The organism is Nonomuraea sp. NPDC049400, assembly GCF_044466425.1.
Lineage (GTDB): Bacteria > Actinomycetota > Actinomycetes > Streptosporangiales > Streptosporangiaceae > Nonomuraea.
In genome coordinates, this window is sequence record NZ_JBITMP010000005.1 from 350,894 (window position 1) to 368,762 (window position 17,869).

15 protein-coding genes are annotated in these 17,869 nt (G+C 69.4%); 6 read left to right on the top strand and 9 right to left on the bottom strand.

The genetic code is table 11. From position 1 onward, the window contains the following. Nucleotides 1-13 precede the first annotated feature (13 nt). The 5 genes from ACIBVN_RS09740 to ACIBVN_RS09760 all read right to left on the bottom strand — a co-directional run bounded on the left by ACIBVN_RS09740 (nucleotide 14) and on the right by ACIBVN_RS09760 (nucleotide 5,892). A complete protein-coding gene (locus ACIBVN_RS09740; protein WP_397134521.1) occupies nucleotides 14-505 on the bottom strand; it encodes a CinA family protein in 492 nt (163 codons plus the stop codon). A 3-nt stretch (nucleotides 506-508) separates the two neighbouring features. Next, the gene (gene pgsA / locus ACIBVN_RS09745; protein ID WP_397134522.1) at nucleotides 509-1,081 is read right to left on the bottom strand and encodes a CDP-diacylglycerol--glycerol-3-phosphate 3-phosphatidyltransferase; all 573 of its coding nucleotides are present in this window, start codon (nucleotides 1,079-1,081) and stop codon (nucleotides 509-511) included. Further along, entirely contained in the window at nucleotides 1,078-2,487 is a 1,410-nt protein-coding gene (rimO, locus tag ACIBVN_RS09750) for a 30S ribosomal protein S12 methylthiotransferase RimO (protein ID WP_397134524.1), read from the bottom strand. Before rimO ends, pgsA begins: the two co-directional genes overlap by 4 nt. Nucleotides 2,488-2,547: 60 nt before the next feature. Then, on the bottom strand, nucleotides 2,548-3,324 hold the full coding sequence (locus tag ACIBVN_RS09755) for a helix-turn-helix domain-containing protein (RefSeq protein WP_397134526.1): 777 nt from the start codon (nucleotides 3,322-3,324) through the stop codon (nucleotides 2,548-2,550). Nucleotides 3,325-3,390: 66 nt separating this feature from the next. Then, nucleotides 3,391-5,892: a DNA translocase FtsK gene (locus ACIBVN_RS09760; protein WP_397134528.1), complete on the bottom strand. Its 2,502-nt coding sequence runs from the start codon at nucleotides 5,890-5,892 to the stop codon at nucleotides 3,391-3,393. 180 nt (nucleotides 5,893-6,072) lie between these two features. Between ACIBVN_RS09760 and ACIBVN_RS09765 the strand changes: the two genes are divergently transcribed. After that, complete coding sequence (locus ACIBVN_RS09765; RefSeq protein ID WP_397134530.1) at nucleotides 6,073-8,493, top strand: SpoIIE family protein phosphatase; 2,421 nt, start codon at nucleotides 6,073-6,075, stop codon at nucleotides 8,491-8,493. Here ACIBVN_RS09765 and ACIBVN_RS09770 read toward each other — a convergent pair. The 3 genes from ACIBVN_RS09770 to ACIBVN_RS09780 form a co-directional block, all read right to left on the bottom strand. Further along, entirely contained in the window at nucleotides 8,483-9,421 is a 939-nt protein-coding gene (locus tag ACIBVN_RS09770; RefSeq protein ID WP_397134532.1) for an aldose epimerase family protein, read from the bottom strand. The genes ACIBVN_RS09765 and ACIBVN_RS09770 overlap by 11 nt on opposite strands. After that, a complete protein-coding gene (locus ACIBVN_RS09775) occupies nucleotides 9,418-10,380 on the bottom strand; it encodes a LacI family DNA-binding transcriptional regulator (protein WP_397134534.1) in 963 nt (320 codons plus the stop codon). The genes ACIBVN_RS09770 and ACIBVN_RS09775 overlap by 4 nt, the downstream gene beginning before the upstream one ends. Nucleotides 10,381-10,520: 140 nt before the next feature. Further along, nucleotides 10,521-11,315, bottom strand: a complete 795-nt coding sequence (locus ACIBVN_RS09780) for an NAD-dependent epimerase/dehydratase family protein (RefSeq protein ID WP_397134536.1) — start codon at nucleotides 11,313-11,315, stop codon at nucleotides 10,521-10,523. 136 nt (nucleotides 11,316-11,451) lie between these two features. Between ACIBVN_RS09780 and ACIBVN_RS09785 the strand changes: the two genes are divergently transcribed. The 5 genes from ACIBVN_RS09785 (at nucleotide 11,452) to ACIBVN_RS09805 (ending at nucleotide 16,289) form a co-directional block, all read left to right on the top strand. Next, nucleotides 11,452-12,759, top strand: coding sequence for an extracellular solute-binding protein (locus ACIBVN_RS09785; RefSeq protein WP_397134538.1), 1,308 nt, complete (start codon nucleotides 11,452-11,454; stop codon nucleotides 12,757-12,759). After that, the gene (locus ACIBVN_RS09790; RefSeq protein WP_397134540.1) at nucleotides 12,756-13,685 is read left to right on the top strand and encodes a carbohydrate ABC transporter permease; all 930 of its coding nucleotides are present in this window, start codon (nucleotides 12,756-12,758) and stop codon (nucleotides 13,683-13,685) included. Before ACIBVN_RS09785 ends, ACIBVN_RS09790 begins: the two co-directional genes overlap by 4 nt. After that, entirely contained in the window at nucleotides 13,682-14,542 is an 861-nt protein-coding gene (locus ACIBVN_RS09795) for a carbohydrate ABC transporter permease (protein WP_397134542.1), read from the top strand. The genes ACIBVN_RS09790 and ACIBVN_RS09795 overlap by 4 nt, the downstream gene beginning before the upstream one ends. 61 nt (nucleotides 14,543-14,603) lie before the next feature. Next, the gene (locus tag ACIBVN_RS09800; RefSeq protein ID WP_397134544.1) at nucleotides 14,604-15,371 is read left to right on the top strand and encodes an IclR family transcriptional regulator; all 768 of its coding nucleotides are present in this window, start codon (nucleotides 14,604-14,606) and stop codon (nucleotides 15,369-15,371) included. Between the two features lie 12 nt (nucleotides 15,372-15,383). After that, a complete protein-coding gene (locus ACIBVN_RS09805) occupies nucleotides 15,384-16,289 on the top strand; it encodes a 5-dehydro-4-deoxyglucarate dehydratase (RefSeq protein ID WP_397134546.1) in 906 nt (301 codons plus the stop codon). Between the two features lie 106 nt (nucleotides 16,290-16,395). On the opposite strand, the gene ACIBVN_RS09810 is transcribed toward ACIBVN_RS09805, so the two are convergent. After that, complete coding sequence (locus ACIBVN_RS09810; protein WP_397134548.1) at nucleotides 16,396-17,865, bottom strand: aldehyde dehydrogenase (NADP(+)); 1,470 nt, start codon at nucleotides 17,863-17,865, stop codon at nucleotides 16,396-16,398. Nucleotides 17,866-17,869: the final 4 nt, after the last annotated feature.

The window sequence follows — 17,869 nt, forward strand, 5'->3', positions numbered from 1 at the left end:
CGTAACACGGTAATCACCCGGAATGTTCCCCTATGTTCGCCTTAAGCACACCTGACAGTAGATCTACTGCCTCGTCCACCGTCCTTACCCGGATACGTTCGCGTGATCCCGAAAGTTGCAATTCCCGGCCCCAAATTGTCTCGCCGGGCCCGCAGACGGCCGCGTACACGGTGCCGACCGGCTTGCCATCCTGCGGCTCAGGACCGGCCACCCCCGTCACGGCCAGCCCGTAGGTGGCCCCGCACAGCCGCGCGACCCCTGCCGCCATGGCCGCGGCCACGTCGGGATGCACGGCACCCTCACGCCGCAGCAGCTCGCCCGGCACGCCCAGCAGCTCGTGCTTGAGATCGGTGGCGTACGAGATCACCCCGCCCCTGAACGCCTTCGACGACCCCGAGACCGACGTGATCGCGGCCCCGATGAGCCCCCCGGTCAGCGACTCGGCCACGGCCACCGTGGCGGACCGGCCCACCAGCATGCTCAGAACCTCGGCCACATCCGCCATCGATCACTCCCCGCGCGCCTGCTTCGCGACCTTGCGCAGCCTGACGGCCCTGATGACATAGTCGACGCCCGTGCCCACGGTGACGACCAGCGCCGCCCCCATCACCACCCAGCGGACGGACTCCGGCACCCCCGGCAGGAGATAGAGCACGATCGCGGCGATCTGCAGCACGGTCTTGACCTTGCCGCCGTAGCTGGCCGGGATGACCGCGTGCCGCAGCAGCACGAACCTGAGGGCGGTGATGCCGAGCTCCCTGCCGAGAATCGGGATCGTCACCCACCAGGGCAGCTCGTTGAGTATCGACAGGCACACCAGCGCCGCCCCGGTGAGCGCCTTGTCGGCGATCGGGTCGGCGATCTTGCCGAAGTCGGTGATGAGGCCGTAACGCCTGGCCAGCTCCCCGTCGAGGTGGTCGGTGATCGAGGCCACCGCGAAGACCCCGAGCGCGGTCACCCGCCACCCCGTGCCCGGCAGGAAAAGACAGACGACGAAGAAGGGGACGAGCGCCAACCGGAGGACCGTGAGGACGTTGGCGATGTTCCACGGGCTCACCACCCGGCGCTCGTCCCTTTTCATGGACTGGCCTTGATGCGCGCGATCAGATCGACGCCCTCGGCGTCGACCACGACCGCACGCACGATCTGCCCCTTGACCAGGCCGATGCCCTGCACCGTGACGGAGCCGTCGACCTCCGGGCCCTGATGCGCGGCCCGGCCTTCGTAGCCGCCGTCGCCCAGGTCGTCGTCGATCAGCACGTCGACCTCGGTGCCTATGCGCTCCTCCGCGCGCTGGGCGGTCAGCTCCTCGGCCAGCTCGGTGAGCACGCGCACGCGCTCGTCGATGACCTCCTGGTCCAGCTTGCCCGGCAGCCCGGCCGCCTCCGTGCCGTCCTCGTCGGAATAGCCGAACACGCCGATCACGTCGAGCCTGGCCGCCTCCAGGAAGCCGACCAGCTCGCCGAACTCCTCCTCGGTCTCTCCGGGGAAGCCCACGATGAAGTTGGAGCGCACGCCGGCCTCTGGGGCGCGCTCGCGGATGGTCTCCAGCAGCCCCAGGAAGCGCTCAGGATCGCCGAAGCGGCGCATCCGGCGCAGCACGGTGCCGCTGGCGTGCTGGAAGGACAGGTCGAAGTAGGGGGCGACGCCCTTGGTGCCGGTGAGCACGTCGATCAGCCCCGGGCGCAGCTCGGCGGGCTGCAGGTAGCTGACCCGCACCCTGTCGATTCCCTCGACGGCGGCGAGCTCGGGCAGCAGCTTCTCCAGCGCCCGTAGGTCGCCCAGGTCCTTGCCGTAGGACGTGGAATTTTCGCTGACCAGGACGAGCTCGCGCACGCCTCTGTGGGCCAGCCAGTCGGCCTCCGCCAGCAGCTCGTCGGGCCTGCGGGAGACGTAGGAGCCGCGGAAGGCCGGGATGGCGCAGAACGTGCAGCGCCGGTCGCAGCCGGAGGCCAGCTTGAGCGAGGCCACCGGGCTCTCGTCGAGCCGTTTGCGCAGCACGCGGGGGCCGCTCGCGGGCGCGAGGCCCTCGGGCAGGTCGCCATGGCCGGGGATGTTGGCCTTGGGCGCGCTGGCACGGTCCACCGGCGAGATGGGCAGCAAGGTGCGGCGGTCGCGTGGTGTGTGGGGCTTGAGCGGCCGTCCGGCGAGCACGTCGTCGAGGCGGCCACCGATGTCGGCGTAGTCGTCGAAGGAGATGACGGCGCTGGCTTCGGGCAGCGACTCGGCCAGCTCGTTGCCGTAGCGCTCGGCCATGCAGCCCGCGGCGACCACCTTCGCGCCGGAGTCGGCGGCGGCCAGCAGCGTGTCGATGGAGTCCTTCTTGGCCGAGTCGATGAAGCCACACGTGTTGACGACGACGACGTCGGGGTCGTCGTCGCCCAGCTGCCAGCCGGCAGCCTCGAGTCGCGCGGCCAACTCCTCGGAGTCGACCTCGTTGCGCGCGCAGCCCAGGGTGATCAGCGATGCGGTTCGGCGGGATGACATGGTGAACACTACGGTATCGGGAGTTGGCCACCACCCGATGCACGGGCTCCCACCATGCGCCTACCGGGACGGCGGCTTGGCCGGTCCGAACGAGCGCCGCACGATCTCTCCCCTGCCGCCCAGCCGGCCCACCTTCTTGCCGTTGACCTGCACCGAAAAGGCTGAGGCGTCGGCCAGCAGCAGGTTGACCCGATCTTCGGCCTGCCACGTTGAAGTCTCGCCGGCCTTCATCGTCCCCGCGAACAGCTTGTGCCCCTTGGCGTCATGAGCCTGGACGTACGACGCCCGCTTCGCCCTGACCGTGATCGTCACAAGGCCCTTGTGCGCCTTGCCCGCCGCGGGCTTCGGCTTCTCGACGACCGGCATGTTCGGCGGGACGCTCGGCCTGGCCGAGGCCGCCTGCACGTCGGCCGTACGCACCTGGTCACTCGCGCCGCCCAGCACCCGCATCAGGCCGAAGACCACCACGATCGCCAGCGCGACCCCCAGGGCCATCGTCCAGTTGGGGCCCCGCCGCTCCGGCAGGTTGATCTTGCGGTCGGCCTGGAACACCGCCGAGGCCGCCACCGGCCTGGGCGCACCGCCGTGCTGCTGGTCGTAAAGGTGGACCGTGGCCTCCGGATCGAGGCCCACGGCCTTGGCCACGGCCTTGACGTGCCCCCTGGTATAGAAGTCGCCGCCGCACTGGCTGTCGTCATCCTGCTCCAGGCCATGGATGATCGCCTCACGAATCCTGGTGGCCGCGCTGACCTCCTCGACCGTCAGCCCTGCCGACTGCCTGGCCGCCGCCAGCATGGCCCCGATGCTCTGCTCCTGCACAGCGAACGCCTCCCCCACGGCACCCACCACTTTTCGTAGTGGTTTACATTCAACCAGTTACTACCCCGCAGGGATGCATTGGGGTCATTCGCCACGCAGATCGGCCAGCAAACCAGGCAGATCGTCCGGTTTGACCAGCACCTCCCTCGCCTTCGAACCCTCGCTCGGGCCGACCACGTTCCGGCTCTCCAGCAGGTCCATCAGCCGCCCCGCCTTGGCGAACCCGACCCGCAGCTTGCGCTGCAGCATCGAGGTCGAGCCGAACTGGGTGGTCACGATCAGCTCCGCGGCCTGGATGAGCAGGTCGAGGTCGTCGCCGATGTCCTCGTCGATCTCCCGCTTGACCGGCGCGGCGGCGACGTCCTCGCGGTATTCGACCTGCATCTGCGCCTTGCAGTGCGTGACGATCTCGGCGATCTCCTTCTCGGAGACGAACGCGTTCTGGATGCGGATGGGCTTGCTCGCGCCCATCGGCAGGAACAGCGCGTCACCCTGGCCGACCAGCTTGTCGGCGCCCGGCTGGTCGAGGATGACCCGGGAGTCGGTGAGGCTCGACACGGCGAACGCCAGCCTGGACGGCACGTTGGCCTTGATCAGGCCCGTGACCACGTCGACCGACGGCCGCTGGGTGGCGATCACGAGGTGGATGCCCGCCGCCCGGGCGAGCTGCGTGATGCGGACGATCGAGTCCTCGACGTCGCGCGGCGCCACCATCATCAGGTCGGCCAGCTCGTCCACGATCACCAGCAGGTACGGGTACGGCTGGTAGACCCGCTCGCTGCCGGGCGGCGGCTGCAGCTTGCCCGCCCGCACGGCCTTGTTGAACTCGTCGACGTGCCTGAACCCCGACGCGGCCAGGTCGTCGTAGCGCCGGTCCATCTCGCCCACGACCCATTCGAGGGCCTCTGCGGCCTTCTTCGGGTTGGTGATGATCGGCGTGATCAGGTGGGGGATGCCCTCGTACACGCTGAGCTCGACCCGCTTGGGGTCCACCAGCACCATCCGCACCTCGTCGGGCGTGGCCCGCATCAGGATGCTGGTGATCAGCCCGTTCACGCAGACCGACTTACCGGCGCCGGTGGCGCCCGCGATGAGCAGGTGGGGCATCTTGGCGAGGTTCGCGACGATGGTGCGGCCCTCGACGTCTTTGCCCAGGCCGACGATCATCGGGTGGTGGTCGGCCTGCGCCACCTGGGCACGCAGCACGTCGCCCAGGGCCACCAGGTCCTTGTCGGCGTTCGGGATCTCGACCCCGATCGCCGACTTGCCGGGGATGGGCGACAAAATCCGGACATCGGCGGACTTGACGGCGTACGCGATGTTCTTGGTGAGCGCCGTGACCTTCTCCACCTTGACCGCGGGCCCCAGCTCGATCTCGTACCGGGTCACGGTCGGCCCCCGGGTGAACCCGATCACCTGCGCGTCGATGGTGAACTGCTCGAGCACGCTGGTCAGCGCGTTGACCACGGTGGTGTTGGCCTTGGTCTGCGGCTTCGGCGCCGTGCCCGGCTTGAGGAACTGCAGGTCGGGCAGGCTGTACGGCCCCGCCTGCGGCGACAGCACGAGCTGCTCCACCTTGCGCGGCGCGGGCGTCGGCTGCGGCGGCTCCGGCCTCCTGTCAGCCTCGAGGGCGGGCGCCTCCTCCTCGTCCGTCAGCCCCGGCACGATCTCGGGCGAGTGGTCGGACTGCTTGCCGGCCTTGTCCGCCAGAACCGGCGTGTCGTACGGCTTGACCGAGTCGCCCCCCTCCTCCGGGGGCTTCTTGGCGGCCCTGACCCGCTTCTTGCCCGGCTCCCGCTGCTCGGGCTCGGCATGCCGCTCGAACAGCATGTGCTTGAGCTCGGCGAGCCGCTCCGGGATCCGGTGCACGGGGGTGGCGGTGATCACCAGCACGCCGAACCCCGACAGGAGCAGCAGCAGCGGGATCGTGATCCACGGCGGCAGGATGCTCATCGGCGGCGCCGACACGATGAACCCGATCATGCCCCCGGCCGCCGAGATCTTGTCCATGCCCTGGCCCTCACCGGCCGGGTAGGGAGTGCCGTTGGCCACATGGATGACGCCCAGCACGCCGACCAGCAGCGCGGCCCACCCGATCACCATGCGCCCGGTGTCGGCGTTCTGGTCGGGGTGGCGCAGATAGCGCCAGGCCAGCAGGCCCAGCAGCAGCGGCAGCGCCCACGCCAGCGAGCCGAACACGCCGCGCACGGTCGCGTTCACCACGCCGGAGACCGCCCCGTCGGCGTTGCGCCAGGTCATGGCCGCCAGCACGATCGCGCCCGCGAGCACGGTCAGGCCCACCCCGTCGCGCCTGTGCGCGGGATCCAGCTCCCGGGCGTTCTTGCCCAGCGCGCGAGCCGTGCTGCCGATGCCGTTGGCGAGCAGCATCCACAGCCCGACGATCAGCTTGCCGATCATCGTGAAGACCCAGCTGATCGGGTCCTGGTGAGTCATCGAAGGTTTACGGCCGGAGCCCGCCCTTGCACGCCCCGTCGACGAGGCCCCGCGCTTTGCGGGGGTCGAGCGAGACGAGGTCGACCGCTTCGCCGGCCCCTTCGATGCGCTTTTCGGCGTACGGGTGGCCATGATGCCAAAGGTACGTCGGAGACGCCGCGGAAGGCGCGTAGGCTCGCCGAGGCTCCCGCCAGGCCGGCCCGAAGAAATGCCCTCCAGGGGCCCTTTTGCCAACCGGCGGTAAAGACGGCACCAGTCTGCCACTCTGAGAGTGACCGTACTGCCACAACGAGTGATGTTCTAGGACGCAGAGTGGACACGACCAGGGTGTCGAGCACGGCCTTCGACGGGACCCCGCATGCCCCGGCACACGCGCGCAGGTTCGTCCGCCAGGTGCTCGGCGAATGGCACCTGAGCCATCTGGCTGAGGACGCCGTGCTGCTGACCAGCGAACTCGTCACGAACGCCGTCGTACACGCGGGCACCGGCATCGAGCTGACCTGCCGCCTGGACGTGGACGCCGACCCCGCCAAGCTGGAGATCGAGGTCGACGACCACCACCCGACGCGGACGATCCTGGCGGCCGAGCCCGCTCCCGAGGCGACGCGCACCTCGGGACGTGGCCTCGCGCTCGCGGGCATGCTGGCCGACGCCTGGGGCGTCACCTACACCAGGACCGCCAAGCGCGTCTGGGTGCGCATGGAGCTCGCCGACCCCCACGACGTGCGAGAGGCCGCGCCGGCGCTGCCCAGCACCGCCCCCGTCGAGACGCTGCATGTCGGCGTCATCGTCGCCGACCGCGACGGGCTGGTGCAGTCGTGGAACCCGGAGGCGGAGCAGCTGCTCGGCTGGCGGGCCGACCAGGCGATCGGCCGGCCGCTGGAGAAGCTGGTGGACTGGCCGGGCCACGGACCGTACGCGCTGTCGCTGGCCGACACGCTCAACCTGGGCCGCTGGCGGGGCGAGGCGCGCATGCGGCACAGGGACGGCGGTCTGCTCCCTGTCTACGTCTCTCACCTGCGCACCAGGGGACAGCGATGCTCGATCTGGATGGTGGTGGCGCGCGAGCACGGCTATCTGCTGACGCCGCCGCTGCGCCGGGAGGCCGGTCGGCGCATCATGGACCTGCTCGACCAGGACATGCCGTTCGCGGAGCTGCTCGACACGATCGCCCAGATCGTGCAGATGTCCAGCGGCGGTGACGCGGCGTACGTGCTGCTCGCCGCGGACGGCGGCAACAGGTTCGGGGTGGCGGCGGGCGCCGGCGCGACGGCGGGGCTGGTGGGGGTGCTGGCCCCCGGCGTCTTCGGCGCGGAGCGCAGGACGCCCATGATGATCGAGGACCTGCTCGCCGTGGACGTCGAGCTGGCCCAGCAGCTGCATGCCCGGTCGCTGGCGTGCGCGCCACTGCTCGTGAACGGCGAGCTGGCCGGCTACATCGTGGTGACGGCCGTGCAGCCGGACCGCTTCGACGAGGAGCTCACGGTCAGCCTCCAGCACATCGCCGGCCAGGTGGCCGTCCCGGTGCAGCGCGAGCGGCTGGCCGAGCAGGACCGCGCGCACCGGGGGCGGCTGTCGTTCCTGGCCGAGGCGGGCGAGCTGCTGGCGGGTGTGCACGACGAGGAGCTGATCGCGGCGCTGACCGCGCAGCTCGTCGTGCCCAAGATCGCCACCTGGGCGGCCGTCTACCTGACCGATCTCGCGGGCATGACCAGGCTCGCACACGTCTGGCACAGCGAGGAGCGCCACAACTCCGACCTGCGCAAGTCGCTGCCCGCCATTCCGCGCACCGCGCTGGACGAGTTGAGCTGGCCGGTGGGACCCGAGACCGTGCTGTCGTTCCCGCTGCTCACCCAGGGCAGGTCGTACGGCGCGCTGGTGATCGGCCGCGCCGAGCCGACGCTGCCGCTGGAGGTGGCCGACCTGCTGGCGGACCTGTGCCGCCTGGTGGCGCTCAACCTGCACACCGCCATGCTGTACGCCAGGCAGGCCACCACCTCCCGGGTCCTGCAGCGCAGCCTGCTGCCCATGCGCGTGGCGCCCATGCCGGGCCTTGAGTCCGCCGTCGTCTATGAGCCCGCCGGGGAGGGCGCGGACGTCGGGGGCGACTTCTACGACCTGTTCACGGTGGCCGACCACTGGTGCTTCGCGCTGGGCGACGTGTGCGGCTGCGGCCCGGAGGCGGCCGCGGTCACCGGGCTGGCCCGCCACGCCGTACGCCTGCTGGCCAAGGAGCACTACACGGTGGCCGACATCTTCGACCGGCTCAACCACGCGCTGCTGGAGGAGGGCGAGGAGGGCAGGTTTCTCAGCCTGCTGTGCGGCGAGCTGACCCCGCTTCCCCAGGGCGGCGCGTTGTGCACGATCGCCTCGGCCGGCCATCCCCCTCCTCTTCTGCTGCGGACGGACGGCAGGGTCGAGGCGATGGCGACCCCGCAGCTGCTGCTGGGCATCGAGGCCGGCGCCAGGTTCTACGTCGAGACGTTCGAGCTGGCGCCGGAGGAGGTGCTGCTGTGCGTCACTGACGGGGTGACCGAGCGGCGCGACGGCGACCGGCTGCTCGACGACGGCGACGGGCTGGCGGCGCTGCTGTCCGGCTGCGTGGGGCTCAGCGCCCACGCGGTGGCGGAACGCGTGCGGCACGCGGTCGACACGTTCGCCGAGGAGCCGTCGCAGGACGACGTGGCCCTGATGGTGATCAAGGCCGCCGCCATACGACCAATCAAGACGTGAACTTGTAGGTCGTCGTCGAGGTGCGGCGCTCGCCCGGCCGCAGCACGGTGGAGGGGAAGTGCGGCTTGTTGGGCGAGTCGGGGAAGTGCTGCGTCTCCAGGCACAGCCCGGCGAAGGGTCCGTACGGCGTCGTCTGCCCGTCCAGCATGCTCCCCGTGTAGAACTGCACGCCCGGCTCGGTCGTGGTGACCTCCATGGTCAGACCGCCTGCCGTCACCTTGCAGTGTTCGCCGTTGAGCACGAAGCAGTGGTCATATTGACCGTCGTACCGATCCGCCACGGCGTGCGGCTCGGTGAAGTCGAACGGCGTGCCCTTGACCGGCGCGAGCTCCCCCGTGGGGATCTTGTGCTCGTCCACCGGCAGGTAGTGCTCGGCGTCCAACTGCACGACGTGGTCCCGTACGTCGCCTTCGCCCTTGAGGTTGAAGTAGGAGTGGTTGGTCAGGTTGATCACGGTCGGGGCGTCGGTCTCCATCGCGTAGTCGATGCGGAGCGCGTCGTCCTCGAGCGTGTACGTGACCCATGCCGTGAGGGTGCCCGGGTAGCCCTGGTCGCCGTCGGGGCTGATCAGCTTCAGCGTCAGCGAGCCGCCGGTGCGCTCCTCGACGGTCCACACCTTCTTGTCGAAGCCCTCGATGCCGCCGTGCAGGCTGGCGGCGCCGTTGTTGAGCGGGAGCTCATGCTCGACGCCGTCCAGGGTGAAGCGGCCGTTCGCGATGCGGTTGCCGTACCGGCCGACGACCGCGCCGAAGTAGCGGCTGCGGGTCTGGTAGTCCTCCAGCGTGTCAAGCCCGAGCACGACGTTGCGGCCCGACACCTCCAGCGAGCGCACGATGGCGCCGTACGTGAGCACCTCGGCGCGCAGCCGTCCCGACGACAGCTCCACCTGCTCGACGCTCTCCCCCGACGGCAGCGTTCCGAAGATCATGTTTGGGCCCTTCCCGTGGACTCGCGGACTATGAGGGCGGTGTCGAGGGTCACTGTCGCGCCCTCACCCCCCGACTGGAGGAGCAGGTCGACGGCCATCCTCCCGGCGGCCACGGCCGGCATGGCCACAGTGGTCAGCTTGGGCCGGTTGAGCCGCCCCGGGAGGATGTCGTCGAACCCGATCACGCTTATCTTCTCTGGTACCCCTATTTCCATCGCCGCCAGCCCCTCGATGAGGCCGAGCGCCACGAGATCGTTGTACGCGAGCACCGCGGTCGCCCCGCAGGCCGCCACGTCCGCGGCCACGGCCAGGCCGCCCGACTCCGTGGGCTGGTTGGGTCCGAAGAAGACGAGGTCGAGCCCCGGGGTCTCGGCGGCGGCGCCCTGCATCTCGTTGCTGGTCCACGAGCCGATCGGGCCCGACACGAGCGCGATCCTGCGGTGGCCGAGCCCGGCCAGGTGCTCCAGCGCGAGCTTGGCGCCCTGTGCGACGTTCATCAGCACGGCGGGCATGCCCTTGATCCGCCGGTTGATCACCACGAACGGTACGTCCTCCGCCAGGCGCTCGATCATCTTGTTCGACAGGCGGGGGCTGCACAGCAGGACGCCGTCCACCTGCTTGGTGAACGTCCTGATCAGCTCCTCCTCCACCCGCGGATCCTCGTCGGTGTCGGCCACGAACACGTGGTAGTCGCGGCCCCTGGCCTGCGCCTGGGCCGCCTTGATGAGCGGCGGGAAGAACGGGTTGGAGATGTCCGCCACGATCAGGCCCATGTTGAACGTGCGGCCGGTGGTGAGTGCCCTGGCCGCGCGGTTGGGACGGTAGCCGAGGTCGTCGGCGGCGGCCAGCACGCGGCTCCTGGTGGCAGGATTGACCAGATGCGGCGCGGAGAAGGTGCGGGACACGGTGGACACGTGCACGCCGCAGGCACGCGCCACGTCCTTGATTGTCGCCGCCATCGCCGTCCTCCCTTGCAAACGGTTGCCAGACTAAACCTTGACCTTTACACCTACGGCCGTCAAGGTTTCTGCAACCGGTTGCTTCAGCGGCCAGGTTGAAGCACCGCCCGCCCGTTCCCCCTCCAAGGGGCGGTGCGGCGCTACCAGCGCTCGCCCAGCTCGTTCAGGGTGAACACGCCTCCGGCGCGATTGTGGAGCTCCTCGGAAAGGTCCGGCTCCCCCTGCTCGGCGATCAGCGCTGCGGCCTGGGGTTCGGAGGAGTCGCGGGAGACGTACCCGATGGCCTTGGCCTCCTCCAGCGACCACCACCGCCGCGCGTTGTCCGAGACGCCCCACACCACGTGGTAGCCGGGCGCGGTCAGCGCCGCCTCGATCAGGCGGGTCAGGTCGTCAGGCGAGATCCAGGTGGCCAGCCCACGCGTGTCACCGGAGGCCTCGTTGCAGGTGCCCAGGCGGACCACGGTGACGTTCATGCCGAACCGGTCGTGGTACAGGCTCCCGAGCGCCTCCATGACGACCTTGCTCACTCCATAAAAGGTGTCGGGCCGGGGAAAGGCGTAGTCGGGCAAGTCGGAGCCGTCGGCGGGGCGGGTGTGGAAGCCGGCCGCGTGGTGGCTGCCCATGAGCACCAGATGCCGGACGCCCTCCTGGCGGGCAGCCTCCATCAGCACTTGCATCCCATTGATGTTGGCCTGCACTATGTCGGCCCAGGGAGCCTCCCGGCTCTCGCCGCCGAGGTGGATCACCGCGTCCACGCCCTTCAACGCCTCCGCCATCTGGGCAGGGTCGGCGAGGTCGGCCGTCACCCACTCCTCACTGGGGCCGGGCTCGACCGGGTGGATGTCGGAAAGCCGCAGCGTGCGGCCCTCGCGGGCGAGCCGTGGGCGGAGCAGCGTGCCGACTTTTCCAGCGGCTCCGGTCATGAGAATGCGCATGTCTCCATGGTGTACACGATTCTGACCGAAATTCACATACTTGAATATTGACCGTGAACCATGCAGATAGTTACGTTCACAGGCACGAGTTCAAGTCCACGACTCAAGTCCACGTATGTGAACGGGAGGCGGTCTGATGTCACGCCATCTGCTGGGGGTCGCGGTCACGGCGACCCTGGCCGTAACGCTGACAGGCTGCGGTTCCGGGGGATCAAGTTCAGACAACGCGCTGGAGATCTGGATCAGGCAGGCGCCCGACTCCGACTCCGCCAAGACGGCGGTGAAACTCGCCGACGCATTCACCAAGGCCAGCGGGGTGAAAACGAAAGTCGTCGCGCTGTTCGACGACTTCGAGACCAAGCTGAACCAGCAGGCCGCCCAGAAGAAGCTTCCCGACATCGTCATCAACGACACCGCCCAGCTCGGCAACATGCACTCGCAGGGCTGGCTGCGCGAGGTCGACAAGGCCGCGCTGGCCGGAGGCGACAAACTGTCCGACCGCGCCTGGCAGGCCGCCGCGGGCGCCGACGGCAAGTATTACGCCGCCCCGTTCTCCGCCCAGGCCTTCGCCCTGATCGTACGTAAGGACTGGCGCGAGAAGGTCGGCATGGAGCCGCCCAAGACCTGGGAGGACCTGACCAAGCTGGCCCAGGCGTTCACCGAGAAGGACCCCGACGGCAACGGCCAGAAGGACACGGCGGGCTTCGTCATCCCCGCGGGCACCAAGCGCGGCTACGCCTCCTGGTACGCCTCCTCCCTCATCTACGCCAACGGCGGCGACTTCATCAAGAGCGCCGGCGGCGGCCGCTTCCAGGCCACGGTCAACGACCCGAAGACGGTCGAGGCCGTCCAGTACCTCCAGGACCAGTTCTGCAAGACCAAGACCGTCAACCCCGGCGCGGTCAGCAACGACACGACCGTCACGCACGAGGTGTTCGAGAAGGGCCAGGGCGGCATCTACCTGGTCGGCCCGTACGTGCTCGCCCGGTTCGTCAAGAGCATCGGCACCGACAAGATCGAGGTCCTGCCCGTGCCCAAGGGCCCGTCCGGCGGCCCCGGCACGCTCGGCGAGGGCGAGAACGTCTACCTGATGGCCGGCTCCGACCAGCAGGACGCGCAGAAGAAGTTCGCCGAGTTCGCGATCTCCCCTGACGGCCAGAAGATCGGCATGAACAAGGACGCCAACGGCGCCATCGTCCGCCTGCCCGTCAACACCCAGGTCGACATGGCCGCCGAGCGGCAGGACCCGCGCTGGAAGGTGTTCCAGGAGTCCTACGCCAACGCCGTCTACGCCCCGCCGGTCCCGAACTGGGCGCCGGTCCGCCAGGACTCCGCCGACTCCATCAACGCGGTCTGGGCCGACTGCTCCGCGAACGTCAAGACGGCGATGGACCAGCTGAACACCAAGCTCACACAGGAACTCCAGAGCCAGAAAGCGTCATGACCTCCACACTCACCCCGGCGCCCGACCGCACGGCGACCCCTCATCGCCGCACCAAGCGGGTGCGGTGGCGGGGGTCGCTGGTCGCCTGGCTGTTTCTGGCGCCCGCCCTGCTGCTGTTCCTGTACTTCAAGTTCATCCCGATGTTCGTGGGCCTGTGGAAGAGCTTCTTCAAGGTCCAGACGTTCCTCGGTGACGAGTGGCTCGGCCTGGAGAACTACAAGACGATCATCAGCGACTCCGAGTTCGCCGCGGCCATCTGGCACAGCATCGTGCTGGCGCTGGGCACCACGCTCGGCTCGCTCGTGCTGGGCCTGGGGTTCGCGCTGCTCATCGAGGGGCCCGCCCGGTATCTGTGGTTCGTCCGCACCGCGGCGTTCCTGCCGGTCGTCACCACGATGGCGGCCGTGGCCGAGGTGTGGCGGATCATGTTCCACCCGGCCGACAACGGGATGCTCAACACGATCATCGGCTGGGCCGGCATCGATCCCCAGCCCTGGCTGGCCAGCGAGCACTCCTCGCTCTGGTCGATCATGCTGATGAGCATCTGGCGCGGCACCCCGTACGACATGATGATCTTCCTGGCGGGGCTGGTCGGCGTCGACCGCACGCTCTACGAGGCGGCGGCGGTGGACGGCGCCTCCACCTGGCACCGGCTGCGGCACATCACGCTGCCCGCCCTGCGTCCGGTGTTCTGGATCCTGTTCACGCTGGCCGCCATCCGCGGGCTGCGGGTCTTCGTCGAGGTGTACGTCCTGACGAACGGCGGTCCGAACGGGTCGTCGGAGGTGCTGATGACCCTGATCTACAAGCTCGGATTCCAGAAGAACGATCTGGGCGTGGCCTCGGCGGGCGGGATCGTGCTGTTCCTCGCCACGCTGGCGCTCACCCTGATCGCGCAGATGCTGCGCAGGAGGCAGGCGAAATGAGGTTCGACAGCGCTCTGGGGTTGGAGTCGCGCAAGGGCCCCGTGGCCGTCGCCGGAAAAGTCCTGATTTATGGCTTCATGGTGGTGGTTTTCACCGGGCCGCTGGTCGGGCTGCTGGTGAGCGCGTTCAGCAAGACTCTGGACCCCACCTCCTTCTCCCTGTGGCCGGACGACTTCACCCTGGAGAACTTCGTCCAGGCCAAGGAGAAGAACGTCTACCTCTACCTGCTGAACTCCTTCATCGTCGTGGGCTTCGGCCTGCTGCTGCAGATGCTCGTCAGCGTCTTCGCCGCGTACTCGCTGGCACGCAAGAAGTTCCGCGGGATGACGGTCGTACTGCTGCTCATGCTCACCACGATGATGCTGCCGGAGGAGATCATCGCGATCCCCCTCTCGCTCGTCCTGTCCGACATGCCACTGCTGCACGTCAACCTCATCGGCACGTACGCGGGCATGATCCTGCCGGTCGGCGCCTGGGGCTTCTCCATCCTGGTCATGACCGAGTTCATGAAGGAAGTGCCGGTCGAGCTGGAGGAGGCCGCGCGCATCGACGGCGCGGGCGAGCTGCGCATCTTCGCCACCATCATCGTGCCGCTGTGCCGTCCCGCGCTCGGTGTGATCGGGGTCTTCGGCTTCACCATGATCTGGGACCAGTACCTGCTGCCCCTGATCGTCGCGCCGGAGTCAAGCATGTGGACGCTGCCCATCGCGCTTCGTTCGCTCCGCTCCGACGAGGAGGTGGGGATCGGCGTCCTGCTGGCGGCCTCGCTGCTGGCGCTGTTGCCGTCGATCATCGCGTTCCTGGCCTTCCAGCGGCAGTTCATGCGGGGCCTGACAAGCGGCGCCATCAAGGGTTAGGTGTCCATGTATCTGGACGCCATCCCATATTCTGGATGTTGAAAGCCGCAGTCGAGATGGGATGAGTATGGAGCCTCAGCTGGTCAAGTCCGCGGAGCGAACGGTACGCATCCTGGAGGCCCTGGCCGAGTCGCACAACAGCCTGACGCTGTCAGAGCTCCAGCAGCGCACCGGGTTCCCGCGGAGCAGCCTGCACGCCCTGATGCGGACGCTGGTCGAGCTCAACTGGGTGGAGACCGACTCGGCGAGGTCGGCGTTCGGCATCGGGCCGCACGCCCTGCTGACCGGCACCGCGTACCTCGACAAGGATCCCGCGCTGCCGTTCGCGCAGGAGACCCTTGAGGACCTGCGGGCAGAGATCGGGCAGACCGCCCATTTCGCCCGCCGGGACGGCGCACACGTGCTCTACCTGGCCACCCGCGAGTCGCGCGAGGCGGACCACGTGATCCCGAGGGTGGGCCGGCGGCTGCCCGCCCACGTCACGGCGCTCGGGCAGGTGCTGCTCGCCCAGCTCACGGACGACGAGGTGGTGGCGCTGCTGCCCGACCCGCTGGAGGGGCTGACCGAGCACTCGATCACCGACCTCAACAAGCTGACCGGCGAGCTCGACCAGGTCCGCACCCGGGGCTGGGCGTACGAACGCGAGCAGGGCACGCCTGGTCTGGCCTGCGTGGCCGTGGCGGTCGACTACCGCATTCCGGCCACGGACGCGATCAGCTGCGCGATGCCCGCGGGCCTCGGGTCCGCCGAGGTCGAGCAGATCACCGAGGCAGTGATCAAACACACCCGCAAGCTGGCTGCCACTCTCCGCAGGGAGGGCATCCGCTAGAAAGGACTGTCGATGCGGCTGGATGGTGTTCTCTTCTTTCCGGTGACTCCCTTCGACGCCGATGGCGACCTCGCCGAACCCGCTCTGGCCCGGCACGTCGCCGACGGGGTCGCGGCGGGGGCGGGAGGAGTGTTCACCGCGTGCGGCACCGGTGAGTTCAACGCCCTCGATCCCGGCGAATACACCCGCGTGGTGTCCATTGCCGTCGCGGCCACCGCGGGCCGCGTCCCCGTCTTCGCCGGCGCGGGCGGCCCGCTGCCGGCGGCCAAGGCCATCGCGCGCGCCGCCGCCGCACAGGGCGCCGACGGGCTGTTGCTGATGCCTCCCTACCTGGTCAGCGGCCCTCCCACCGGCTTGGTGCGGTACGTACGCGAGGTGGCCGCGACCGTCGACCTGCCGGTCGTCATCTACCAACGCGGCACCGCCCGCTTCTCCCCCGCTGCCGTCGCCGAGCTGGCCGAGCTGCCCAACGTCGTCGGCTTCAAGGACGGGCTGGGGGACTTCGACCTGCTGCAGCGGATCATCCTCACAGTGCGGCGATCGGCCGGGAAGGACTTCACGTTCTTCAACGGCCTGCCCACCGCCGAGCTGACCGTCCCCGCCTACCGAGGGCTCGGGGTGAGCCTGTACTCGAGCGCCGTGTTCGCATTCGCGCCCGAGATCGCGCTCGCCTTCTACAAGGCGGTCACGAGCGGGGACGAGGTGCTGACCCAACGGCTGCTGACCGGGTTCTACCTGCCGCTGGTGGACCTGCGGGACCTGGTGCCCGGGTACGCGGTCTCGCTGGTGAAGGCGGGGGTGCGGTTGCGGGGGTTGGAGGTGGGCGGTGTGCGGGCGCCGCTGGTGGACCCTGCGCCCGAGCACCTGGAGTCCCTGGAACGGATCATCACAACGGGCCTGGAGATCGCCGGCGCCTGACCCTCACTTCTCGGCACTCAAGACCATCATCGGTTCCGCCCTGGGAAGCCGAACGGCGCCCAGGGTTCCGCCCCGGGAAGCCGAACGGCACCCAGGGCGGACCCGGTCACGCCTCCAGACGACCGTCAACCCGCCGCGGAATGGACAGCGGGTTGCCGTCCTTCAGCTCGTCGGGCAGCAGCGCCTCCGGCCAGTCCTGGTACGCCGTAGGCGCCAGCCACCGCTCGATCGCCGTGGCACCGACGGACGTGGACGTCGTGGTCGCGGCAGGCCAAGGACCACCGTGCTGCATCGCCCAGCACACAGCCACCCCGGTCGGCCACCCGTTCCAGATGAGCCGGCCGGCCTTCCTCCCCAGCACCTCGACGACCTCGCCGGCCTCACCCGGATCGGCGCCGTGGACGGTCGCGGTCAGCGACCCCTCCAGCCGCTCAAGCACGGGCCCCAGGTCGGAAATTTCCCGATACGTCACCACGATCGACGCCGGCCCGAAGCACTCCTCGGCGATACGCGGCAGCTTCTCCTCGAACGTGTCGAGATCGGCGGTGAACACCTTGGGCGTGACCGCATAGCTGCCCTCGCCCGGCTTGCCCTCAGCCAGCAGCCGCAGCTCGCCCAGCCGCTCGACGCCACCGAGGTAGCCGTCCCTGATCCGCTCGGCCAGCATGGGGCCGCCGCTGGTGCCCTCGACCGCATCGACGAGAGCATCCCTCAGCTCGTCGCTCTCGGGCACGAACATGAGCCCCGGGTTCGTGCAGAACTGCCCGACTCCCAGCGTCAGCGACCCGGCGAAGCCCGCGGCCACCTCCTTGGCCGGCGCGGACGGCAGCACGACGACGGGGTTGACGCTGCCCAGCTCACCGTAGAACGGGATCGGCACCTCGCGCTCGTCGATCAGCCGCTGGATCGCCTTGCCCCCGGCCACGGACCCGGTGAACCCGGCCGCGACCACCCCGGGGTGCTGCACCAGGTCGGCACCGGCCTGCATGCCCTGCACCAGACCCAGCAGGTCGGGGTTGGGCAGCGCCGCACGGACGACCTCCGCCACCCGCTCGGAGGTGTTCGGATGCCCGGGATGCGCCTTGACCACCACCGGACACCCCGCCGCCAGCGCGGACGCCGTGTCGCCACCGGCCACCGAGAACGCGAACGGGAAGTTGCTGGCCGCGAAGACGGCGACCACGCCCGGCAGCGGGTGCTTCATCCGTCGTACGTCGGGCCGGGGCGGCGTGAGCGAGGCGTCTGCGTGATCGATGATGGCCTCGACATAACCGCCGTCCCTGAGGACCTGGGCGAAGAGCCGGAACTGCCCCGCCGTACGCGCGACCTCGCCGCGCAGCCGCACCTCGCCGAGCGCGGTCTCCTGGTCGGCGAGCTGCCACAGCTCGTCCACGTGCGCGGCGAGCGCGTCGGCCACGGCCTCGAGCGCGAGCGCCCGCTCAGCGGCCGGGGCCGCCCGCCAGGCCGCGCCTGCGGCGGCCGCAGCGGAAACGATCGTGTCGACCCCGGCACTGTCGGTTTCGGGCAGCGCGGCGCCAACGGTCTCGCCGGTCCTGGGGTCGTGTCCGTAGATCATCGAA